22 protein-coding genes are annotated in these 24559 nt (G+C 38.6%); 3 read left to right on the forward strand and 19 right to left on the reverse strand.

Annotation, left to right across the window (positions count from 1 at the left end; genetic code table 11):
• Positions 1-199: 199 nt before the first annotated feature.
• The 3 genes from AOG27_RS16205 to AOG27_RS16215 all read right to left on the reverse strand — a co-directional run bounded on the left by AOG27_RS16205 (position 200) and on the right by AOG27_RS16215 (position 3496).
• Positions 200-1390: an ADP-ribosylglycohydrolase family protein gene (locus tag AOG27_RS16205; protein ID WP_235378321.1), complete on the reverse strand. Its 1191-nt coding sequence runs from the start codon at positions 1388-1390 to the stop codon at positions 200-202.
• A 3-nt stretch (positions 1391-1393) separates the two neighbouring features.
• A complete protein-coding gene (locus AOG27_RS21950; protein ID WP_054554044.1) occupies positions 1394-2467 on the reverse strand; it encodes an RHS repeat-associated core domain-containing protein in 1074 nt (357 codons plus the stop codon).
• A 366-nt stretch (positions 2468-2833) separates the two neighbouring features.
• Positions 2834-3496, reverse strand: a complete 663-nt coding sequence (locus AOG27_RS16215; RefSeq protein WP_054554045.1) for a GAD-like domain-containing protein — start codon at positions 3494-3496, stop codon at positions 2834-2836.
• A gap of 255 nt (positions 3497-3751) precedes the next feature.
• Between AOG27_RS16215 and AOG27_RS16220 the strand changes: the two genes are divergently transcribed.
• Complete coding sequence (locus AOG27_RS16220; RefSeq protein WP_054554046.1) at positions 3752-4384, forward strand: hypothetical protein; 633 nt, start codon at positions 3752-3754, stop codon at positions 4382-4384.
• Positions 4385-4434: 50 nt separating this feature from the next.
• Entirely contained in the window at positions 4435-4848 is a 414-nt protein-coding gene (locus AOG27_RS16225; RefSeq protein ID WP_054554047.1) for a hypothetical protein, read from the forward strand.
• A gap of 61 nt (positions 4849-4909) precedes the next feature.
• Here AOG27_RS16225 and AOG27_RS16230 read toward each other — a convergent pair whose 3' ends face one another.
• Positions 4910-5395 (reverse strand): hypothetical protein, encoded by a 486-nt coding sequence (locus tag AOG27_RS16230; RefSeq protein ID WP_054554048.1) that lies wholly within the window; start codon positions 5393-5395, stop codon positions 4910-4912.
• Between the two features lie 218 nt (positions 5396-5613).
• On the opposite strand from AOG27_RS16230, the gene soxR reads away from it, so the two are divergent.
• Positions 5614-6069: a redox-sensitive transcriptional activator SoxR gene (gene soxR, locus AOG27_RS16235; RefSeq protein ID WP_054554049.1), complete on the forward strand. Its 456-nt coding sequence runs from the start codon at positions 5614-5616 to the stop codon at positions 6067-6069.
• On the opposite strand, the gene AOG27_RS16240 is transcribed toward soxR, so the two are convergent.
• From AOG27_RS16240 to AOG27_RS16310, 15 genes are all read right to left on the reverse strand, one after another.
• Positions 6066-6578, reverse strand: a complete 513-nt coding sequence (locus tag AOG27_RS16240; protein ID WP_054554050.1) for a DUF6795 domain-containing protein — start codon at positions 6576-6578, stop codon at positions 6066-6068. The two genes, soxR and AOG27_RS16240, sit on opposite strands and share 4 nt — an antisense overlap.
• Positions 6578-7774 carry a hypothetical protein gene (locus AOG27_RS16245; protein ID WP_054554051.1) on the reverse strand — a complete coding sequence of 399 codons (1197 nt, stop codon included), beginning with the start codon at positions 7772-7774 and terminating at the stop codon, positions 6578-6580. The genes AOG27_RS16240 and AOG27_RS16245 overlap by 1 nt, the downstream gene beginning before the upstream one ends.
• A 152-nt stretch (positions 7775-7926) precedes the next feature.
• Positions 7927-8907 (reverse strand): hypothetical protein, encoded by a 981-nt coding sequence (locus AOG27_RS16250; RefSeq protein ID WP_054554052.1) that lies wholly within the window; start codon positions 8905-8907, stop codon positions 7927-7929.
• 103 nt (positions 8908-9010) lie between these two features.
• On the reverse strand, positions 9011-10000 hold the full coding sequence (locus AOG27_RS16255) for a hypothetical protein (RefSeq protein WP_054554053.1): 990 nt from the start codon (positions 9998-10000) through the stop codon (positions 9011-9013).
• A gap of 157 nt (positions 10001-10157) precedes the next feature.
• Positions 10158-11360 carry a hypothetical protein gene (locus tag AOG27_RS16260; protein ID WP_235523713.1) on the reverse strand — a complete coding sequence of 401 codons (1203 nt, stop codon included), beginning with the start codon at positions 11358-11360 and terminating at the stop codon, positions 10158-10160.
• A 51-nt stretch (positions 11361-11411) separates the two neighbouring features.
• A complete protein-coding gene (locus tag AOG27_RS16265; RefSeq protein WP_152967162.1) occupies positions 11412-11663 on the reverse strand; it encodes a hypothetical protein in 252 nt (83 codons plus the stop codon).
• 40 nt (positions 11664-11703) lie between these two features.
• Entirely contained in the window at positions 11704-12771 is a 1068-nt protein-coding gene (locus tag AOG27_RS16270; protein WP_054554055.1) for a hypothetical protein, read from the reverse strand.
• Between the two features lie 92 nt (positions 12772-12863).
• Positions 12864-14060: a dolichyl-diphosphooligosaccharide--protein glycosyltransferase subunit 2 gene (locus AOG27_RS16275; protein ID WP_235523714.1), complete on the reverse strand. Its 1197-nt coding sequence runs from the start codon at positions 14058-14060 to the stop codon at positions 12864-12866.
• An 83-nt stretch (positions 14061-14143) separates the two neighbouring features.
• The gene (locus tag AOG27_RS16280; RefSeq protein ID WP_054554056.1) at positions 14144-18001 is read right to left on the reverse strand and encodes a toxin VasX; all 3858 of its coding nucleotides are present in this window, start codon (positions 17999-18001) and stop codon (positions 14144-14146) included.
• Entirely contained in the window at positions 17998-19023 is a 1026-nt protein-coding gene (locus AOG27_RS16285; protein ID WP_054554057.1) for a DUF4150 domain-containing protein, read from the reverse strand. The genes AOG27_RS16280 and AOG27_RS16285 overlap by 4 nt, the downstream gene beginning before the upstream one ends.
• Positions 19011-19919, reverse strand: a complete 909-nt coding sequence (locus AOG27_RS16290) for a hypothetical protein (RefSeq protein WP_054554058.1) — start codon at positions 19917-19919, stop codon at positions 19011-19013. Before AOG27_RS16290 ends, AOG27_RS16285 begins: the two co-directional genes overlap by 13 nt.
• Positions 19909-20940 (reverse strand): DUF2169 family type VI secretion system accessory protein, encoded by a 1032-nt coding sequence (locus tag AOG27_RS16295; protein ID WP_054554059.1) that lies wholly within the window; start codon positions 20938-20940, stop codon positions 19909-19911. The genes AOG27_RS16290 and AOG27_RS16295 overlap by 11 nt, the downstream gene beginning before the upstream one ends.
• Positions 20930-22162 carry a hypothetical protein gene (locus AOG27_RS16300; protein ID WP_235523715.1) on the reverse strand — a complete coding sequence of 411 codons (1233 nt, stop codon included), beginning with the start codon at positions 22160-22162 and terminating at the stop codon, positions 20930-20932. Before AOG27_RS16300 ends, AOG27_RS16295 begins: the two co-directional genes overlap by 11 nt.
• Positions 22089-22505: a hypothetical protein gene (locus AOG27_RS16305; protein ID WP_054554061.1), complete on the reverse strand. Its 417-nt coding sequence runs from the start codon at positions 22503-22505 to the stop codon at positions 22089-22091. Before AOG27_RS16305 ends, AOG27_RS16300 begins: the two co-directional genes overlap by 74 nt.
• Positions 22506-22520: 15 nt before the next feature.
• Complete coding sequence (locus AOG27_RS16310) at positions 22521-24542, reverse strand: type VI secretion system tip protein TssI/VgrG (protein ID WP_188729101.1); 2022 nt, start codon at positions 24540-24542, stop codon at positions 22521-22523.
• Positions 24543-24559: the final 17 nt, after the last annotated feature.

Genomic DNA, 24559 nt, shown 5'->3' on the forward strand with positions numbered 1-24559 from the left:
GTTTGATAAGCGCATTACTACCCGCTTCTAAAATCTCTAGTCTTAAACAAGGTTACTAGCTATCAGGATGAAATTTAAGCCAACGAAACAAATTGTCATTGACCCTTTCTACATTCATCTCAATAACATCAAGGCTGACATACGTTTTGTCATCATTACTTAAAGCGTCGGTACAAGAAAAAGTAAAAAACAAATACTTTTAATTAGTTAGCTCTGACTTAATTAGCTCTTTAAGTTCCATAGCTTTTAAATAAAAGACATGTAACTCTTTAATCTTTTTAACCCAATCGTAATTAATCACACGCTCTCCATAATAAGCACCAGCAAGTTGTCCATATACAGCCCCAGTAGTATCAGCATCTTCACCTAGATTGACAGCCAGCAAAGCACCGTCCTCAAAGGTATCAGAATGATAAAAAGCCCATAAAACAGCTTCTAAAGTATGCATTACATAGCCACTAGCACGTATTTGCGAAGCTTTTTTAGTTTTATACTCAGCATTTATTATTAAGTCAGTTACAGATTGACAAAGTGGGTTCTTCTCCCAATAACCCTCGATAGGTGAGTAAACTCCATCTAGTAAGTTTTCTTTAGATTCACCATGAAGTGCTCCCCATAGCAAACCACTAAAATATCGGCACGCATCGACTGCTTCTTCTGCACCATGAGTTGTTTTAGAACTTAAAGCGGCATATTTAATTGAGTCTTCGAAGCTGTAATAGTAACGAATCGGTATTGGTGCTAAACGCATCAACGAACCATTTCCGGCTGAATTAGGATCTTTGTCACCCGCTATAGGATCACCTGTTCGCTCATAATTTTTCAGTGCATGAATTACGGTATTTCCAATATCGAAACATTTTCCATTAACACTAAAAACACCATCCTTCCACCATTTAGAATACAAATCCATTTGATCTTTTGGATCAAAAACTTTAGTGCGAACAAGGCTATGAGCTAAGCAATACATCATACTTGTATCATCAGTCCACTCCCCTGCTTTAAGATTGAACGGCCCACCTCCAATAATGCCATTAATCGGCTCAAATGTTCCCGGAGCTTGAAATTCAAGCGTCGTTCCTAAAGCGTCCCCAACAGCACAACCAAGCAGAGCACCTCGAAAACGATTAATATCATCATCACAATCTACTTGAATTCTCTTATAATATTCTTTGCACTGTTCATCAGTAGGTTTGGGCACCGCGGTTCGGTAAACAAGATATGATAACATCCATTGTGTTTTATGAGGCTCTCTAGAACCGCTCATTTTATTTGTCATAAAAGGAAAGCGAAGATCGTCGGGAATTCTAAATCTCTCCTCAAAAATTTTGATAATATCTGGATCTGTAATAGGAAGACCATTATCATCTAATAAAAAATCGTTACTCATTATTTACATCTCTTCTAGTTTAATTACAGTAAATCCATTTAATGTATTTCTACTAATAACTTTAAATTTAGTTCCCGATTTAAATAAAACTTCTTCTTCATGTGGAGCTACTGAAGCTGTGTCAGCCACTTTAACACCATTTTTTGATTTAATTGTAATCTTTGTATTACCGGAAAAACTTTTATCTGGATTAAAGCTGGTACTTTTAAAACCCTTTTCATGATGTATTCCGTCAATGGGAAATAACTCATCTAATAAATCATCACTAAACTTATCTCCCCGCACAACCTCACCTTCATATCTGAACTCTGGGTTTTCAGCTAGTTTTTCTAAGCCTTTATTGGCATTTTCAACAACTCTAGACCATTTCTTTTTATCATCGGAAGAAAAGCCTCTTAAACCATTATTAATTGGTTCATATAAGTTTGTTGTATATACAGAGATTGACAAAAATTCTTCGCGCGATAGTACATCTAAACCTGGATGTAAGTAGTAATTCATAAGGACATGATTTTTGAAATCTTCACCTTCTAAACCATTTAAACTATTGCCGATGTTTAAATCTGACATAATTAGCTCATCCACAGAGGGCGGAGTTTTATTACTTTCTTTTATTACAGATTGAGAAACTAGTGGCTCTGATTTGTCTTTAGCTTCGAATACAAGTAATGAAGCTGGATTTCCAGATATAAGCTCTTGTTTAATCTCTTTCGGAGTGATGAAACCAATTTGCGCAGCTTCAAATAGATTCCTTTGTAACTCCCTACTAATCACACCTTTATTGAAAGCTCTATCTAAGCTTATTTTTAAACTTCTTTCACCTTCCTTACACATCAACCCATAGGGATCCACCCAATTAACCGGATTCGGCGCGTATTGGTAGTGGTTTATGCCGCCAACTAAGCCTATCGGGTCTTGATTTATAAAGCGTTGTTGCTTAGGGCTGTAATAACGGTAGCGGTTGTAGTGTAGGCCGCTTTCATCATCAAAATATTGCCCTTGAAAACGTATTGGCTGAGTGAAGCGGTTTTCTTTATAAAAGTCAGCATGGGTTTCTGGTTCTTCATAGCCATACACATCGGCGTGGTTTTGCCATACAACCTCTGCGTTTTTATTAGTTACAAAACGTGGGGTATTTAGTTGGTCTAGGTGGTAGTAATACAGTTCACCTTGTTTAATCAGTGCGACCGGGTGAAATTGATTGGGAAAGTTGATGTACCAGGTATACTCGCCGTGCTGGTATTCACCTATTAGCTGGTCGTTATCCCAAATATAATCAATCTTGCCATGTTCAGTCTGCTTAGCAATACGACGACCGAGTGAGTCGTAGTCAAAATCGCTATCGCCAAAATGGGTTAGGCAATAAGAGCCAAAATATCTGCAAGGCTTAAGCCAAATAGCCCAAGCCTATAGAACATCCGTGTTGTTAAAGAGCGATTTTAATTATGAAAAAGCTTTTCGTATAAGTGCATCATGATCAAGTACTTCGATTTGACCAAATTGCGCCAATATAGATAAGTGAACAAAAATATTTACCTTGTTAATATTGTCAAAAATAGCTTCTCCACCAACAATTAAGCTCGGTTCAAAACCAAACATTTCGTCTGCCTTTAATTCACCAAATTTTTTGATAGATGGTTCAAATAAGTAAGATCTAGATTTATCTTTAATATCAAAATCTTTAACGTTTGCTCCACCAAAAAAGATCTCTAATGAAAAATCATTCTCATCACGAGCATTCCCATCTTGCTCAATAATCCAACCTCGCCGAGTATTAACTTCATATTTATAACCGGTTTCTTCACCCCAAATATATAAATTTCCAAATGCACTTCGTGCAAAAACATGATAGATATCATTATCTGGAATATCTGTATGTTCTAACCATTCATCTAGGGTATCTTCATAATCATCAGGGTTAACAATCCAAAATAAACCTTGTTTAAAGCTACAAAACCCATATTCTTGCCAATATTCTAATAAACGATCTGGGAGCTTATTTTTAAATTTTTCTAATGTTATTGAAGAACAGCTTTCTTGCTGCTCTGGCATTCCAAAATCTTCTAAAAAGCCCTCAAAGTCCTCATCTAATTTAAATTCGTGCATCTTTCCGCCTTACTTACAACGTGATAATTCTACATTCATTTTTGCATCTGGCCCGTGCAAATCCATGGCTTGCTTAGCTGCTTTATCCATTCCATCAACTCGATCGGCTTTCGCCCATTGTGAACAATGGTGAATAATTAAGCAGTGACTATAAAACAAAGGTTTTTAACACAGAAAGTGAAAAATGATATTGTCTGAATCAAAAAAAAAAGATAATATCCCTAAATTAAGGACTAAATCTAGATAAGGAATATCATGATTAACACCCAAGAAAAACCAACAATCCCCTCTCCAATAGATTTAATAAGCAGGTTAATCAATCAAGAATCTTCTTTTGAAGTTACTCTTTTTGATAAGTTTGGAAATAATTTTACCGGCAGGTTAGAAGAGTTAAGTGAAAAGAGTAACACTGTACTCATATCTGATAAAGATAAAAACAAAACCATTTTTGATTTAAATTATGCAACACACGTAACAATTAAAGACCAAAATTCAACAGTAAATTTATTTAAAAACTTAGAAACCAAACAGCCAACATCAGAAATAATTGATATAGATGAAATAATAAATTTAACGTCAGAAATGTTTAAATCAAGTTATGATTTAGAATTTAAATTCTTTGCTGATAAATATAATAACAATATTGAGGCTGAAAAAATTTCTATTGTTATCGATTATTTAACAGAAAACATAAAAAAATTAACTAATGATGACTTTACATTATCAGCAATAAATAAAGTACACACATTCCACATTAAGAATGACGAAATGTCAAAGTTTAATTTGAAGCTCAACAATAAAACTATAACAATAAAAATTAACTACTCAGAGCCTCTACCACACAGCATTAATCAACTTATCGAAAAAGGACTTAATAGAACTTTGTAATTCATTAAGTTAAATCATTAATAAACATGTCAAATAAATAAGGAATGACAATGGGACTAAGAGAGAAAAAAGCAGCAAGAGAATTTGAAAAGAATCGTTTCGATTCACTTAAAAGACAAATTTTCGAAGCAGCCAAATTCGAATTTGATATAGAAGTAAATTGGGAAACGCTTGCTATTGATGATTACGCTCATTTATATGATCAAACTTGGCCTATGATCTATTTTGAACCAACCATAAAAGCATTTAAAGAAATGTGTTCTGATGAATTTTCTAAAGAAGCGATAGAAGAAGATTTGAAAAAATTAATCATTCAAAACTATGGTAATGTTCATAATGCTAACCACTTTGCAACATACAGCAAGGGTATTTTAACCTTAAATCATTCACCAATATTGAATGCGGCGAATCAAATAGATGAAAGAGCTGAATCAGTACAGAATGCTATAGAAAAAGAGCTATAACATTCTAGTTATAGACTAAAATGTAATGATCTACATTTAGTAGATCATTACAACAATCAATTTAAAATAAAGATTTTATTTTATCAGTATAATCAGACGCTCTTCGAGTCATCTTATGACCTGTTTCAATATTTAAAGTATTATCAGATAAAGTAAAGTTATTTTTTGAATCTAAAAAGTCTTGCTTAGCTGTTATTTTAATCTTTTTTAACTTTGCTAATTCTTCTTTATAATCTTCATCACTTCCACATATAGATGTTATTGCCTCAAGTGCCGCAACGGTTCGTTGACCTGAATGAGAAATAACCCACTCACTCTTATAGTTATCTTTATTAAGCTTTTCACCATTACTACTAATCATATTCTTATAGCTATCCCAGTCTACAGTTACATCTAAAGCTGAATTTCCACAGCTAGATTTTACTTTACTCACTTCAGCTAGAATATTACTGTCAACGTTCCTCATTGCTTTTTTATCTTTCACTGACGCATATGATGTTGAGCTAGCCATTAATAAAACCATACCAAATAACAATTTATTTTTCATAACCCTTCCTTTTGTATTTAAAACATAAACAGAAATATACTATACATCAAAAACACAAAAAAATTACCAAAAATATTAAAAAAGTTACTTTATTCATAGATGAAATTAAAATTTCGACACTAAGATTGAAATATTACTTGCACAGTGAAATGCATTTTTTTTACTATTGAATGCACACTACCTCAAGCTAACTTTAGGTCAACACCTTGGAGAAAATTATGTCAGATAAGAAACTTATTGATGCAAACCTAGCGGTTGGCTTTGTGGCAAAACGCAGTGGCGTAAAAGTTTCAACCTTGCATTTTTATGAGTCGAAAGGACTTATTCGCAGCTGGCGTAATAACGGTAACCAGCGCCGCTATAAACCCGATGTATTGCGCCGAATTGCCGTTATAAAAGCTGCACAAACCATGGGCATAACTCTTGAAGACATTAAACAAACGTTAAGCACCCTACCCGAGCAACGCACACCCACTAAACAAGATTGGGCAGCTCTTTCTAAAGTTTGGCAAACGCAATTAGATGAACGCATTCAATACATGCAGCGATTGCGCGAGCGCGTTAATGGTTGTATTGGTTGCGGCTGTTTATCAATGGCCAAATGCCCTATCTACAACAAAGATGATTATTTAGGTGAAGATCAAAGCGGCGCTGTGCTGTTAGAAAGAGATTAAAGTTTAGCTTTGCGCAGCTCACACATACCGTAAATAGCAAACGTATGCTCAGGCGCCTCTTCTATCTGAATATCAACTGTTTGTGGGCTGTTTGATAGATCGCAAACAAGATCACCAAGCAACCCTTTAAGGGTATTACTATTTTCATGAATTGAAATACTTGTATACCAAAGCACAATACCTTCGGGAGTGCCATTTTCAAGGTAGATATGTTGAATAAGCGAGTCATTATCAAACATTTTTGCAGGTTTAGCTGTTCTTATTAGCTTTTCATCAAAGCGGAAGCGGCCATTCTCATCTGTTATCGTCTTATCAATGTATTCTTTACCATAAGTAAGCAAACGGGTTACTTTTTGCTTTGCCACCGGTTTACCATTATCTAGTAAAACCCCTTGAACTGGAGCAGATAACAAAAAATCACTTTTATTGAACAAACCAAACATGCCTGCGAATACCTCAGTTGAAGTAAAAAGAAAAATAGCGATAAATGCTAACCTAACAAAGTTCACTACCACACGGCTTCTCTATTTACTTGACAATCGACTGGATCTAAATAGGGTTTTAGCTCCTCAGGGAATCCATGTTTTTCGGTTATGTCTTTATCTATTTTGAAGTAATGCTCTATCGATTGATATAAGTGAGTACCAAGCGGGATGGATGTATCCATAAAGGTCATAGCTGTGGCATATGCCAGTGAATCCCACTCACGATTTGAACCACCAACGTAAAATGTTGGCTTAGTGAAGCGATAATGTTTAGGGTATTTTAACGGCACCATGAGTGATACAAATACACGTGAGCCACCACGGGCTGAGCCGACATTACGCTGATTTGCACCATAGCAAACAATGTCTTCGTAAGGTAAATAAAACGGTTTTCTAAACAAAGTATGCGGGGTTTTTACGAGGCCGGTATGGCGATTAAAGTAAAAATTATCTCGGTGCGCTAATATAGCGCGATGTTTCAGCATATAAAAACCGACGATAAACATAGGTGCATATATAGCAAATGGCACCCATCGATAGTCGCCCCACACAAAACCAATAACAACCAAATCAACGAAAAAAAACATAACTGCAGCGACCATTAACAGGAAACTTAGAGCAGTAAATAAATTTGACCAGCCTCCAAACCATGAAATAGCCAATTGCTTACCATCATTCTCTACCCAATGTCCCTCAAGTGTTGAGCCACTATCTGGGGATTCAAGCTCTGCTGCATATTGATCAGTAAAACGCTTACTTTTAAAGGTACGAGTTTTAAAGCTGCAGCCATTGAGTACTTCTGCTTTTTTTAATCGCGTTTCATAACTGTCTTTATGTAAATAGTCTCTTGGTAGTTGCTCTGTATAGGTTTGTCTATCATCAAAATATTTACTACTATTTTCGGCTCTCCTTCTACTTTCTGCAGCTTTTTCAGGATTATCTCTTCTAAATTCTTCTAATCGCACCACATCTTCTTCATCTAAGGCGAGCTGTTTAATGGTTTTATCTTTTGCTCTTGTTGGGTCTCTACCAGGGTTTTCGGCGCACCACTGGTTAATTGCGTTGATACGGTTTTCTCTTTTAATTTTTTCTCGTTCTTCATGAGTTAAACCGTCGTTTTGTTCAGCAATATAGCGTTTAAGCTCCTCATCACTAATAAGGTTATCGATTAAATCATCCAGTTTGTTTGATTTTAATGAGCTTTTATCATCACTAGTCATTGCTATCTACATTCCTTGTTTTAACCATTCCATTTTAAATATCTCAGACCCTAAACACCCACTGCTTTTTGCTTACTTCGTCGAAGGTAATTTTAAGAGTGCTATTTTTGCAAAACTGTTAACGTATCATTGGCAATTCAACTTAAGCCTTTTCACGGAAAACCTATAAAAAGTTGAACCAGTAAACGCTTAACTTTATATTTCCACGTTAATCGCTCTATGCGTTCTGGCTCGGCTTTCCAATGTAGCCAAGGCTTGGTTATTTCGACATTTGCTTTACCTTTTAGCCAATCAAATGGAAAAGCATCTTCTAAAATTTCGTCCCTAATTTCAATTTGCTGTTCAATTGAAAAGTCTACCCAAAAGTTTGAAGGACGATTATTTTTCTTATCAAACTCTGCAGTAACTGGATCTAAGTGACGGTGTTGTTCATATACCGGCACATCAGGTAACGGCTTACTAAAATCCATAAAACGTACATAACACTCCCATAATAAATAACAATGCACAGGATTGGCTGAAAGTTCGACAACTGAACCAGTTACAGTTGTTTTAGGATACTTATCTTGGTCTATATGGCTAATTTCTGGAAAGTAATTCATTACACCCGGCGCGCCCATTTTCGAGGTTAACCTGCAAACAATCTCTTCCCATTTAAAACAACAGTTACCTAATTCATCACGCCCTTCACAACCGGGAATATCAAAAGTGAACCCGACCGTTTGATTTTGCCTGTCAAGGTACATCACCCTATCAGGTATATACTTAACTGTTATTGGTAGTAAATTTAAAAAGAATAAGTTCCAAGAAAAGGTCAGAATTACAAGCCACCAAGGGAATGGTTCTTCTGAATATGTTGCGACAACACATGCTATTATAATTAATAAACTCAATACAGCCCCTATAGCCATTGGCCCAAACAATATGGCTTTTATAGGGTTGTTGCCACAAGGAATGACCTTATATCTCTCGCGTTCATTTTCATATACCTTATTGGTATTAGCCCAATCATATAAAAAACACAGGCCTTTAAATTCGTGATATGTATTTTTTATACTACGATATTCAAAAAAACGATTAAACTTCGTTTTCTTCGGCATTATTCCAACACCTAGGTAATTTTGTTTTTGCATTAGATTCCTTTGCTTTAACAAGCCGAGGCGGTACATAAAAACTACAATTAAGATATTTTTATTATCAATACACTTAACCCAATACTATGCATCAAACTATCTTTTAAGGTATTCCTATAAATAATTGTAGTGCTAAGCGCTTTGCTTTGTATTTCCATGTCAGCTTTTCTATGCGCTCGGGCTCACCTTTAAAATGCAACCAAGGTTTAGTGATTTCTTCGTTAGGTGTTGCTCTAAGCCAATTAAAATGCGCAGCCTCTTTATTGAATTTTCGCCAAATTTCGACTTGTTGAGCAAGCGAAAAATCACTCCAAAACTTATCGGGTCTCTTATTGTGCTTGTCAAATTCAGCAGTTAACTCATCAAGATGACGGCAACTTTCATACTCAGGCACATCAGGCAATGGTTGATTGCTATCCATAAACCGAACTACACGTTCCCAATATAAATAACAGTTCATCGGGTTATTTGAGTTATCAGGCACTTGAACTGCTATTTTAGTCTCAGGGTATTTATCCTCATCAATATGACTAATAAAAGGCACAAACCCCATTACACCTGGGCGCGTTGCCACAATATCAAGATGACATACAATATCGGCCCATTTAAAACAACAATTACCCAGTTCATCGCGCTCTTCACATCCAGGTATGTCATAAGTAAAGCCGACTAACTGTTTTTTTCTATCAAAGTAGATTTGTTTTTTGGGGATATAACTCTCTGTTATTGGCAATAAATTAAGAAAAAACAAGTTCCAAGAAAAGCTTAAGATTGGGATCCACCATTGAAAATTTTCACCTTCTTCATAAATAGGTAGCGATAGGATGCTGATAAAAGTAACAAAGCTCAGAACTCCACCAATAGCCATAGGACCAAAAAGCAAAGCTCGAGTAGGACTATTCCCACACATTTCTATTTTAAATCGCTCTGGATGTTTTTGAATTACTGTTTGCTTTCTTGCAGGTAAATCATATAAATAGCATAAGCCTTTGAACTTCTTCTTAAGACCATTTAATCTCTCAGGGTAAAAAAAACGATTAAATCTCGTTTTTTTAGGCATGATATCAACAGTTAAGTAGTCATTGTTTTGCATTTTTTTCCTTATGCAATTGCTAAATCAGGTGAGACATTTTCAATTGGCTTTTCAAACGCATCAAAATCTACCGGTAACGTTAGACTTTCGTTGTAAATAAGTGTTGATGTTACTTCAACATCAAACACCCACAGCTATTTGCCTTAATAAAGCTTCACTACCACACGGCTTCTCTATTTACTTGGCAATCTACTGGATCTAAATAAGGTTTTAGCTCCTCAGGGAATCCATGTTTTTCGGTTATATCTTTATCAATTTTGAAGTAATGCTCTATCGATTGATATAAGTGAGTACCAAGCGGGATGGATGTATCCATAAAGGTCATGGCTGTGGCATATGCCAGTGAATCCCAATCACGATTTGAACCACCAACGTAAAATGTTGGCTTAGTGAAGCGATAATGTTTAGGGTATTTTAATGGCACCATGAGTGATACAAATACACGTGAGCCACCACGGGCTGAGCCGACATTCCGCTGATTTGCGCCATAGCAAACAATGTCTTCGTAAGGTAAATAAAACGGTTTTCTAAACAAAGTATGCGGGGTTTTTACAAGACCGGTATGGCGATTAAAGTAAAAATTATCTCGGTGCGCTAATATGGCTCGATGTTTTAAAGTGAAATAACCCAAACCAAAGAGCGTCACATAGATTGAGGCCATAATCCAAAAATATTCAAACCCATTCGCAATTAACGCATATACATGAAATAAGAAAACCATAAAAGCGAGTGTTTCAAAGAAAAAACCAAGTGCTGTAAATAAGTTAGACCACCCTCCAAACCATGAAATAGCCAACTGCTTACCATCATTCTCTACCCAATGCCCCTCAAGTGTTGAGCCACGATTAGGGGATTCAAGCTCTGCTGCATATTGATCAGTAAAACGCTTACTTTTAAAGGTACGAGTTTTAAAGCTGCAGCCATTGAGTGCTTCTGCTTTTTTTAATCGTGTTTCATAACTGTCTTTATGTAAATAGTCTCTTGGCAGTTGTTCGTTATAGGTTTGACTATTCTTGCGGTATTTAACTTTATTTTCAGCTCTTATACTTATTTCTGCCGCTTCCTCAGGATTATCTCTTGTAAATTTCTCAATTCGCACCTCATCTTCTTCATCTAACGCCAGTTGTTTAATGGTTTTATCTTTCGCTCTTGTTGGGTCTCGGCCAGGGTTTTCAGCGCACCATTGGTTAATTGCGTTAATACGGTTTTCTCTTTTAATTTTTTCTCGTTCTTCATGAGTTAAACCGTCGTTTTGTTCAGCAATATAGCGCTCAAGCTCCTCATCACTAATAAGGTTATCAATTAAATCATCCAGCTTGCTTGATTTTACAGAGCTTTTATCATCACTACTCATAGTCATTGCTATCTACATTCCTTGTTTTTAACCATTCCACTTTAAATATCTCAGACCCTAAACACCCACTGCTACTTGTCTTAATAAGGTTTTTGTTAATCGCTTCCAATAAGGCGTTGTATCAGGCTGATTTAAGCTTTCGTCGATTGGCCATTTTTCCCATGGCTTAGTGATTTCTTTGTTTGCCCAGCGTGTAAGGTTGGCTAGTGAGCTATATTCAAACTTATTTAGAGCGATACACTGGTTAAATTTTTGTGACACTTCGATTGCGCTGGCATTCATTTTTGCGAATCTATACGAAATAGACATTGATATCCTTATCTTTCAATGTTGCCCTAACAGTCAGTTTTTACAAATCAATCATTAAAAACGAAGTGAATTTTTGCCACGCTGTTTTGCCAAACTTAATCTCACTTTCTGGTTTTATATTTTCTGCGTATTTCCAAGGAAACTTAAAAATTTCAGGTGGATTGAGCTTTTTGATTGGTTTACCCATCAGTAAATTATCTAGTTGCTCCTCATTATCAAACTCTTTACTTAACTTCAGGGCTTCTTTGTTCATTTGTTTAGCGAACTTGCGCTCAACACGGTACCAAAAATATTTTGGACGACCATTCGCTTTATCAAACTCTGCGGTTGTTTTATCAAACTCTCGATAATATTCAAATTGTGGGATATCGGCCAAAGGCTGGGTAACATCCATAAAGTTTTGTAATAGTTCCCAATGATGGAAGCTGCAAGTTATCTCATTATTGTAAGCAACATCATAATGACGATTTTCTTTATAATGTAAAAGTGTAAATCCCCTGTGTGGAAATCCACTCTTAGGATTATGAGTAGCTTTATAATGCGCGTTAAATTGTTCAAAGCTTAAATAAGAAAAACTTTTAGAACCTTTCCTTGGCACTTTTACGATTCCCGTTTTACGTTCAAAAATAACTGCTAATTTAAAATTAGGCCTAAAGTATGGCCATATTCCACAGTTCAGAATTTTTGAAAAACACCAAATAGGCAACAAAAAAATGTAACTATTGAAAGCTTCTCCAATATCTCCTAAAAAAAGACTGGCGACTGGGAATGCTATCAAAAGAAATAAAACATAAATGTGTATGACCCCCCAGAAGAAAGTTAAGTTATCGATGAAACTGACTGCTTCAGAAGCTAATGGAAGTTCCAGTCGATTCTTACCTTGACTGAGGATACTGCGATGCCGGTTTGCAGTACCACTTAGATTCATTTTATATTCTAATATTTGAGAGTTATCAAAACAGTGACCTAACACATTACCCCTAGGAAATTGCGCCTGTTTACTTTGGTAGCGGCAATACATTGATTCACGTTCATCTGTTGCGATTTCATTTCTAAATTTTGCAGCTTGTTTTCCGCGATAAGCGGTTTCTGCGTATTGCTCAAGCATATTCAACTTCCTTATTACCGAACTGTATTACTAACTATTTATTTACAGTTCGGTGCCACTCCTTTGCGTAAATACAAACCAAACTAGCTTCACTACCACACGGCTTCTCTATTTACTTGGCAATCGACTGGATCTAAATAGGGTTTTAGCTCTTCTGGGAATCCGTGTTTTTCTGTTATGTCTTTATCAATTTTGAAGTAATGCTCTATCGATTGATATAAGTGAGTACCAAGCGGGATGGATGTATCCATAAAGGTCATCGCTGTGGCGTATGCCAGTGAATCCCAGTCACGGTTTGAACCACCTACATAAAATGTTGGCTTAGTGAAGCGATAATGTTTAGGGTATTTTAACGGCACCATGAGTGATACAAATACACGTGAGCCACCACGGGCTGAGCCGACATTACGCTGATTTGCACCATAGCAAACAATGTCTTCATAAGGTAAATAAAACGGTTTTCTAAATAAAGTATGCGGAGTTTTCACGAGGCCGGTATGGCGATTAAAGTAAAAATTATCTCGGTGCGCTAATATTGCGCGATGTTTCAGCATATAAAAACCGACAATAAACATAGGTGCATATATAGCAAATGGCACCCATCGATAGTCGCCCCACACAAAACCAATAACAACCAAATCAACGAAAAAAAACATAACCGCTGCGACCATTAGCAAGAAACTTAGAGCAGTAAATAAATTTGACCAGCCTCCAAACCATGAAATAGCCAACTGCTTACCATCGCTCTCTACCCAATGCCCCTCAAGTGTTGAGCCACTATCTGGGGATTCAAGCTCTGCTTCATATTGATCAGTAAAACGCTTACTTTTAAAGGTACGAGTTTTGAAGCTGCAGCCATTGAGTGCTTCTGCTTTTTTTAATCGCGTTTCATAACTGTCTTTATGTAAGTAGTCTCTTGGCAGTTGCGCTTTATAGGTTTCTCTATCATCAAAATATTTGCTTTTGTTTTCATTTCTTCTTTCAATTTCAGCCATTTCCTCAGGGTTATTTTTTCTAAACTCTTCTATTCGCACCTCAGCTTCTTCATCTAACGCCAGTTGTTTGATGGTTTTATCTTTTGCTCTAGCAGGATCTCGGCCAGGGTTTTCGGCGCACCACTGGTTAATTGCGTTAATACGATTTTCTCTTTTTATTTTTTCTCTTTCTTCACGAGTTAAACCGTCGTTTTGTTCAGCAATATAGCGCTCAAGATCCTCATCACTAATAAGGTTATCAATTAAATCATCCAGATTGCTTGATTTTACTGAGCTTTTATCATCACTACTCATTGTTACTCCTTTATTTGCTGCACTTATTCTGTCTTGTTTTTATATTTAAATTTATTAAAGCTTAGATTTTTATAATTTAGCTTTTATAAATGAATAATGGCTTTGCTAGTTTCTTTGCCTATGCGGTGGGTAAACTTACGATCATCACCCCAAGATAAAAACCCTGGCTTTTCACCTACCTTGTAATATTCGATTGGTAAACCGTAAATACTATTAAAGCCCTGAATTGTTGGTTGACCTTTACCTTCTGGGTACACTGTCGCCTCTATCTTAAGTTCGATTTGATCGCCAGGTTTTAATCCAAGCTCTGTCAACAAAATATGATTATTTATTTCGGCCTGCCAACCCGTTCGAGCAGGCTGCAACGCCCACATACTTTTAAGGAAAATAACCGAATCTAATGGGATTTCAGTAAAGTGTTTATTCTTGCTGTATCTTGCTAGTCTAGCGTCATAATCAGTTAGTAATGATGCAGCGTAATAATTTAGCATGCCCTTATCAGGTGGAAGCATTCGCCAACTAATTTTTGTATCAACACCTTCTTTAACTGCAGCTAAGGGAGCAGTTAAGCCCATTGAGACTGTTTTTGCGTGTTCATTTGCAATCACTTTTGCATAAGGCTTGTAAAGTACGTTGTATATATCAAGAAGCGCTAAATCAGGGCGATTTCGCCATTGCTCTGCTCGCACACTTGTTGAGCCATCATTAATAAAAGCTGCCTTACCCCACGGGCATGCATGCAACCAAGCTTCAACCTCTGATTCACTAAAATAATAAATCAGCCCTGCTGCAATAAGAATGATCACTAAGCCTGCTATACCAAAAACGGCAATTAAGGCAGATGCACCTTTAGTGACAATAGCAATGCCCGATGCTGCGGTCATACTTAAAAAGCCTAAAGCCATAATGGAATTAGCCGTGGCAAGACCTACATTACCCTTGTTATATTCATTAACAGCATCTCTTACAGCCACATAGGTACTAATCGCGCCTGCAAGCAATGTCGCAGCATTGGCGGCGTAAAACAATATTACTTTCGCGGTAATTACACTGACTCTTCCTCTGAGTATTTTTTTAGTAAACTCACTTGCAGGCACTTTGTTTTTGGAGAAAAGTTTCAATTGTTCAGAACTTGGCATACCATAACGGCGTTCAACAAGGTCTTTACCAATATTCACCATCACATCAAGTAAATCTAAAGTAGCCGATGCTTTATCCATGGCACTCACGCCATCACCCGTTATTACGGTATAAAAGTTAATGGCCTCTAACCCAGAAACAAACGGCAATACACCAATACTGGCTGAACCCACTTTACCCTGTTGCTGCTTACCAAATGCTGTTTGTGCGTATTTTTTGAGAGACTTATTATGATCTTTATAACCGGCTAAATCCCAATCAGTTTTAAGCTTTTCTTTTTCAATAGCATTTAAGCCATCTGCCAGTTTCTTCTTAACCTTTTGTAATGCAGCTAGCTTATTTTTATCTAACACCACCATTTTTTTTATTACTTTTTCTCTGGCGCTGTCTGCTTGGTAATATTGCTTCGTGACCATTGCCTCAAGTTCATTTAAAGAGCCATCTAAACTTGTAATAAGGTCTAACCGAGCGGGTATAGTTACTTTATCGTTAACTTTAAGTTTAACGACTGGTCGCGTTCCACCATTACCAGGGTAACTGCCCTGACTTAATGCTTCATCTATGCCTTCGGTTATTTTATTAAACTCTAAAATGCGTTGTTCAGCTCGCTTTGCACGGCTGTCAAAATTAAGCGGCACGACTGAATCGGGCAAGTTGCCCTGATAATAGTCGTTTACATCAATATCTATCTCAACAAGCAAGTCGTCAGAGATCATATGCGCTAAATGCATTATTTTTTGATACGGGTTGTACGACATCGCAACTGACTTAATACGGGCCTCACTATTAAGCATGTCGAGCCCAACACTTTTCAGGGTTGATAAATGCGCACGGGTTACACTACTTTTTGTTTTGGCTTGTTTTAGCAATGTTTTATAATGTTCTAATTCTTTATTTTTTTGTTTCAGTTGCCTGTTTAATTGCTCTGTGATGTCATCGCCATCAATCCCTTGATTACGCGCTTCTTGAATTAGCTCATTGCGTGATTTTTCGGAGCTTTCAATTTCATTTTGTTTATTTTTTATTTGTTCTTTTAAGTTTGCTATTTGCTGCTGAATTTTATTGCTTTCTCGCTGTAAGCTTGATTGTTTTTGCATGCGAGCAGTAAACACATCTTTAATTGTTCCGCTACCTTGAGACATTGAATATGTAGCAGAGGGGACTTCCATAATAATATTAAAAAAGCCCCACACAGCTTGACTGCTTCGCCTAAATACTTGCGTTAAATCACCTTCAATATAGCCATCTAGCCCATCGTCGTTGCTCTCAAGGGCGTAAAACTCATCCATATCAAAATCGATATTTTTAGGGTCGTCAGGGTCTCTAAAATTTAAGTAATCGGTTAAGCCTGGGTTACTGCACTTTTCGTCAGGAAAAAGTAACTTGTGTAATTTCAATAAGTTTTCACGATTACTAGTGTCTTCAGGGTGAGTACCTAACACTTTTAAAATGATATGCTGGCCTAAGTCATTACTGTCTATTTGTTTAAGCTTTTGTGCGTCTTTTTCATACACTACACTTGAACGAAGCAAGTCTGCCGTTAAATCTTTAAGTGGGGCTAATACATCGCACATTAGTTGATACATATCGAGCCTTCGATTGCCCGTGTGATATGCATAATCTCTGGTACATTGATAAAAACTAGAGGCGCTATCTTCGTCCTCTATAATATCTTTTACATTGGCTCTTAATTCATTGATATATTCGCCTAACTCGAACACTTTTGCTGTAGCTAAAAATTTTCTGAAAGCAGTTTTATCAAATTTGTTATCTACCCATTTTTTATAATCAGCAGCAATATCTTGCTCTTGTTCAGAAACACTGTCTTCACCATAGGTTGCTAACTTATCTGAAACAGACTGTGGAAAAGCAAAAAAGGTTTGTTGAACAAACGATGCTAATTCAAGCTGCCCCCTTTGTTCTTTTGTGAGTTCAGCTACACTCGACACCATTTGTCCATTTGCGACTTGCTCTATTGGTAGTGAACTAATAACTGAACGCGTTAATGTAATATCCGCTGCGGCTTGGCGTACTTTGCCTATCTGGTCAGGAATAACTGGACAATACACACCCGCTTGATTAACAACATCAAGCACAACATGCTTAGGTAGTTTGGCGCTATTATAGCCTTGTTCAAAGTCACCGAGTTTATCTAACGTGAAAAGCCTATCACCTCGTAATATTTGCGCATCGCTATTATTATCACCGGGTTTAACTGGCTCACCATAATTTAACCTTGGATCTTCAGGGTTGAGGCCGCCAAAAAGCTCTATTTGCTTCCAAGACCATTGCACTTCTGAATAAGCTACTTGAACCTCACAGGTTTGCCCATTTAGTTTATAAGGCACAATAACTGTTTTGAGTTCTTCGCCCGTTGCATCTCTGTAACCTTTATTTTGCTTCCACGTCATGACGCCTTTTTGCCATGCAAGATTAACATCATTAAAACGTGTCACGTTTTGCTCAGTTGTAACCTTGAGTTCACGCCATAAATGACCATCAACAAAAATGTATAAGTAACCATCTCTAAGATTCGTTTTATGATTATCTATTTCATCAGCAGGGTGTGCATATCTGATGGGAAATATATGAACCAGTTCAATATCAGCTGTATTGTCATTTTCTTCTTTTGCATCCACTTTATACAAAGGAATTTTGTAAAAACCTTTTTGACTTCTATCAACTGACTCATCTTTAACCATCAGTGATACATTTTTCGTACCATCTGATTGGCGTTCAAAAACAAGTTCTCTGTGGGCATTTTTTATATTGATTTTGTCTGCGACACTTAAATCACTCATTGGATATTTACCCCATCTTCGTCTAGCTTTTCTGCTCCAGATAATTTAACTATGATCTTTTTCCCTGCATTTTCAGCTTGCAAACTATCCCTAACTTGCACTCTAAGCCCCCTTGGTGCAGGGCCGCCAGACTGCATAAGTGGCATGGGTGGGGTATTTTTATTATTTGATATCATCGGGTCGCCTTGGCGAGCCGCAGGTTTGCCTTCAATCATTACGTTAAATGACCCCATGATAAATTCGGCTTTACCGTCGTTCGTTCCGCTAGCGATACCTTTTTTATCACCTGGAGAGTCACCCGAGCTTTGAGAAAAGTAACTTTTTACATTCGCAGCACCTTGACCATTCACTTTGACTGAACTGGCGACAGAGGTAACATCACTTGATTGGGCTTTATTGCCGTAGGGAATAGGCACAACGCTGGTGCCAATTGTGGTTAAGCACACATCGATTGTTGTTAGCTTACCACCGCTATCTTGATGCACAGCGGTACGGCCATTAATAAGCACATTTTGCCCTGAGACTGTAGCGGTTTGCGGTGCCTCTGATTCTGTATCTTTAACTAATTGCTGCTCTGTACCTGCTTGCCAACCTAAATGATTCGACACTAAATCTAAAAAGGCACTGGGGTTATCGATTGGTTTGTTAACGTCCATATTAGTCTGGGGTTCGTTCCACGGCAAAATTGGCTGGTTTTTCTCGTTATCCCATTGTGGTGGCGGAATAATGTAATCTGGAATAAATCGATTAACCATTTCACCAAGTGTATGCTCTCGGTACTTGGGTCTGGCAATTTCATCTAAAAAAGCAGATTCGCCTTCAGAGCGGTCCGAAAAAATGGCAATACCATTAGCTTTGCCAAGTGCACCGTTGCTTCGTGCACTATTGGTTAGACCAAGTAATGTCGGGTTATTATGGCGCCATGTAACACTGCCGCCGCTTCGTACGTCAGCAGTGAGTGCGTCTATGTCGTATTGTACGCTGCCTGATTCTTTGCCAGCCATGGCATTTATATATGACATTCGCTTTCACTCCTTGAAATCTTAAATAGCTGTTCATTTGGCTGATTGAACACCACAAAAACGTGTTCAGTGTCAGCCATCAGCGGGTTATGCAAATAGCTTCCAGCTAATGCAAATGCCGCAGATTGGTTTGCCACACCTTGATAACCTAGTACGGTATTTAGTTCGGCAAACTCTATTAGTTCGTCATCATTTTTATAGTGCTTTTGGGTATAACTAAACCACTGTTTTTGCCATTCATACGACTGCATGCCAGCAAAAATAAAGGAGTCACTAACCTGTATGTTTGCGCTTTTAAGCTGAGTAGGCATTGACTCATCAAAAGTCGTGGCTTTTAAACAACCGTGTCTGTGTACCAACAATGCATAGCCACCTTCGCCATTAATTACGCCGCTAGGGCCATTTACAACTTGTACTGTGTGGTGTTTGGCTTGCTCAGACACGTATTCAAAACCATTACACGAATCAACAGCAACTACGAGGGTATCGAGGTCGGTTGCTTCGAGCTGCCAATCGCTTACCTGTTCAAAGGCAGGTGTTTGCTCAGGCATTGCGTCAGTCAATAATTCACTTAATGTGTCATCATCAATCAGCGGCTCGCCATTACTGGCGTGCGGTAATATAAACTGAACTTTATTGACCCTAAATGAACAACAAAGTTTTTTTAACTCAATATTTTCAATAATATGAGACAAAATTAGCAAGCAACGAGTTTGCCTATCAAACCCAGCAAGCTCAGTCAGTTCTACAAATACATAAGGGGCATCTAAACTAATATCACAGCGGATCAGCGCTTTGCTTGGCTTTGAATACAACATTTGGTTTGCCACTGAAGTATAAAAGCTTTCGGTATAGCACCCCGCGACATTAACATGATAAAGAGTATCAAACTGCATCTGTACCTCCTTGCTCAGCAACAATTATATTGCTGCTACTTGCCACGTTGTCGCTGTTGATATGCCCGCGCCATAACAGCGAAAAGCACTGTGCGTCCGAATCAATCACTAAGGTATCGCAGTGCATGTCGATATCATGCCTCTTTAAGGTATTAGCCACTTGCACTAGAGGCTTAAGCACAGGAAGCTCTACAGTTTGTTGCTGGCCATATTCTTGCAATGGATATAATCCGCTTAACGAAAACGCCCAGCCTTTTGTAAACACTTGCTTTGTTTGTTGATCTGCCGGGGCTGTGTTGTAAAAGTTGCTAGCCAATGACGTTTTGAACGGGTACTTACCAGCCATAAGTGCTTGTTCGTCAATATCTGGCATTAACTCTATACGCGGTGACCAATGACTCGGAATTGCCGAAAAGCCAGCAACGCTTACTCGATGGCTTGGTTTTCTTAATACCTCGTTGGCATACTCTATCGCAGGTAAAGGCTGCCCTACTGCGTGCTTGTTTTTCAGTTTAAAGCCAACACCTATAGGGTTTTCGAGGCTGTAATCGCTTTGATCATGATGTGCTTTGCCCCCAAACGCATGGCTATAGCAAATAGCTGTTGGCGTAATTGGGCTAGGATCTGTTGCGACAGGGCCAAGCAGTGAACGGCGCCATTTACGTTCGCCAGTAAGGCGTAATCGCTTTTTAATTATTGGCGTGTCGTTTGCTGCCAAACCTAGCTCAACCTCAATAACACGCGCAGTTTTGCCCTTTGGCGGGTACGCAGTAAAGTTGCCATACACTTCGAAACCTTGCTTAAATGCAACTTGTTCATTCACTGCCACCAGCGGCTCGCTAGTCGGATCACCGCTATATTCGTCGGCCATGACGATTTCAACACACGGTTCCATTAAGCTGGTATTGCCTTTTTCATCAAACTCAAAGCTCTGTTTTACCAAAACAACATGAGATGCAGTGCCATCTGCTTGCCAACCTTCAAACACGCTTGCTTGCCAAGGAGTAAAGTTATGCAGCATGCTTTGCTCCTGCTATTAACTTTTGCCACTGAACTGCTGTTTGCTGAGTATGATAAAGGCCACAGGCCAGTGTTAATTCAAACTGAGGGGCAAATACTCGCTGTACAATCTCGCCTGCCAATTCTGCTAAGCCTTGCTCTGGCTGCGCTTTTGTAAAACTCATGCCTTTTAAAACACACTCTCCTTTGCTTAAAGCCAGTGCTTGCCTAACATGCTCTGCATCATGCAAGTTTATACCGACTTGCACATGATGCTGATTTTGCGCACTTACCAGTGTTAAGGCTTCAGCCTTTGCAAGTGGTCTATCTGTTAACGTTAGCCAAGCCTGATAAGCTGCTTGCTGTGTTTGCGCAACGCCCATAAGCTCTATCACCAATACCAGCGCTGATTTATACACAAAGTGGCTTAATACGGTTTGGCAAAATTCTGGGTGCGCTTTACAAAATAAAGCGCACGGCTCATGCCAGCGACTATCGTCAACCAGTCCCGCTAATTGTAATAACTGCGCTTTTTGTGAAGGCTCGCTAGTACTCGAAAACACTTTAAACAACTTATCACTAAGGCTGTTATCGCCTTGGCAATAGCAATTGACTAAAGCGGCATACACCAAAGTAAAATCAGCATGAGCGAGGGCTTGTTGTAACTCGGCATCATTTAAAGGCTGCGAAAACAAAATAGTTTTAAGCTGCTGCGGTAATGACTCTTTGCCCTCTAGCACTGTGGCTCTGAGTGCTTTTTGTTCTGGGATAGTCCAATACCTAAGTTGCTGCGATAACAAAGTATAAACAGGCAGAGCTTGCTGCTTTTTAAGCGCTAAAAAATAATCACTGTTGTCTTGTTCTGGTGCAGCCATTAAACGTGTTGCACAAAGGGCAAAAATGGCGTGCTGGTCGCTCGCTAACGCGATCTCACAAAAATCATCACAACTAAGTTCAGCAAGGTCATTAAAGCTGTTCCCATTGAAGTAGCCGCACGGTGACTGCTGCTTAAGCGATGCCAGCACATAAAGATGATTAAGCACTTGATGCTCTAACACTTTTTGCCTTGCAAGACTATACGCCCCTGACGCAAGGAGCTTTTCACGGTGCGCCATTAAGGTAGTAACACGCTGTTGATGCTGTTTTAACTTAGAAACCGCTGCAAACATATTAATTAAGCCTAATCGGCCAACCTGCCAAAGTAAGGTCTTGTTGGCTATTTGCAGTAATATCTTCGCCTTCAAGCACGATAGTGCCATCGGCAAATACTTCGATGCTGCCCTTGGCGGTTTGCAAGCTAACGCTTTGCTCTGCGGCAATAATAATATGCCCTGCTTCGTTGCTAATGTGAGCCGCCGGAGATTGTTCAGGTGCGGCTAAAAGTGCCATTACAATCACACCTTGCTCACTGTGTAGCACCACAACTTGGCTACCTATTTTGCAACACGATACATGGGCAGCTTGTAAAGCAACATCGTAACGAATGTGATTAATAACCACGCTCAAAGCTTTACCCTGAGGTGACACTTCACTGACCTCTGCGAGGCTTTGTTGCTGATCAAATAACTGAGTTACTGTGGCTGTCATTTTCAGTCCTTGAAATTAGTTATTACTTATTGCATTGCCTTTAATAGCAATGTTTCTAGCCGATAGAGTGATATTGGTGGCATCGATAGTTAAATTACCCGCGGCATCAATCTCTACACTTGCACCACCTTGGCTGAGCTGGATCGAACCTCGACCTTCGCCTTTAATAGTAATATTTGCCCCGCTTGAGAGGTTCAAATCACCATTTGGCGCTTGAAATTCAAGGTTGCCATCGACCGAGTAGACACTAAAATCTTGCTCACTTTGCAAGTTAAGCTCTTGCGCTGCTTTTAGCTCGCTACTGCCATCGGTCGCTTCGATACGGGTATCAGCATCAGACTTTAATGTTAAATCAGCCGCAGCTGTTACCTTAATATCACCCTCACGTGTTTGAACTTGTAGGGTGTTCTCGACACGATTAGTAAAATCGTTGGCAGCAGTAAAAATGGCGTCATTCTCAGCAACAAACTGAAGGTTCTCTTTGGCTGAAATTTTGACGTCACCTTCCACTGATTTAAGTGTTGCTTGATGGGCATTCTCGGTTGCATCTAACAACAATTGGTTTTTATTTTCTTTATTAGCAAGGCTAATTTTTTCTTCACCGCTTTTGTCATCCATGATCAAGCTATGCCCAGCACGAGTGACAAGCTTATTCTCTGTCGGATTTTGGCTGGTAACCGGGTTCGGGCTGCTCTGATTATAAAGCGCGCCTAAAATAATCGGCCTATCTAAGTCGCCATTTTCACCGGTTACTAACACTTCGGTGCCCGTCGTTAACGGAAAATGCATACCATGACCACTGCCACCATACTGCTGTAGTAAGCGCGTTGGGCGGCTTTCTTGGCCTTCTCCGTCTTGGTTAAACGGTAAGCGCACTAAGTAATTGCCATCGTCGTCAACCTCTTGCTCAATGGTGGCATTAAATGTTGCAAATACACGACGAGCAGGAGACAGCTCTGCTCTAAACTCAACGGATGCAGGCAATAAATAAGCTTGGTTTTTATAGGTTAACCCCTTAACTTGCGAGCCATACTCTACTGCTGCAGATTGACTGCCTTTGTGATCAACACGCGTAATTAAATACAGCCCTTTATGATCAGGGTGGTCATACACTGTCAACAACATACCGGGTCTTAAGGCACGGCAATCAGTATCAATAATTAATTGTTCACGCTGACAATCAAAGGCTTGTTGGCGTACTTTAGCCAGCGAATTACCTATATTGGCATTAGGAAAATTATCTGCATAATGACTATCATCACCAAACCCTGGGTAACTGGTATTATTTGCGGTCGACACATTTAAGTTACCTTGGGCTTTGTAGTTGTAATCATTAAGCGACACACTTTGTGGATGCAGCTGTGCTTTACGGCTTATTGCAAAAATGGTTTCGCTATTTCGAACTTGCCCTGATGGCGGCACATAGCTCAGGCTTACATCATCACATAAGGACGAAAAGTCTTTACTGCTATTACATACTTTGAAGGTGCAATCACCCCCTGTTTGCTCTACAAAACCATACACAAAGCCATACTTACGCATCAAACGTGTAACAAACTCATAGTCTGTTTCGTTGTATTGAACCGTCATTTCAAGGGTTGGGCCCGACGCTTGAATACTAAACTTTTGCATTGGAAAACCAGCTTTAGTAAATACGCTTTTTACTATGGCAGCTGGATCCATCATGGTGAAAACACGGTTAGAGTGTTGGTGCTTCAACAAGGTTAAATAAGAACTCATGGTCAGCGTATAGTGATAACCCTGATGGCTTTGCCCATGTGCAGTAAAAGCACTGATGATCCCAGAAATCGTGCGGTCGCTCATTGACCACACTAAATTGAGCTTGGCATCTTTACCTAACAGCATCTCGGCACTGAGGTGCTCTTGACTTAACACTTGAATAGAAAAAGCAAAGTCTTCACATAGGCTGTCATTGCTTGATTCAAAATCGGTCACCGAAACCATGCCATCCGGTAACCCTTGCACGCTGACACTAAAATGACTGGTGTTGGCTTTTAGTTCATTAAGGCTATCCATGAATCCCATTGTTCAAA

The organism is Pseudoalteromonas lipolytica (assembly GCF_001306915.1).
Classification (GTDB): Bacteria; Pseudomonadota; Gammaproteobacteria; order Enterobacterales; family Alteromonadaceae; genus Pseudoalteromonas; species Pseudoalteromonas simplex.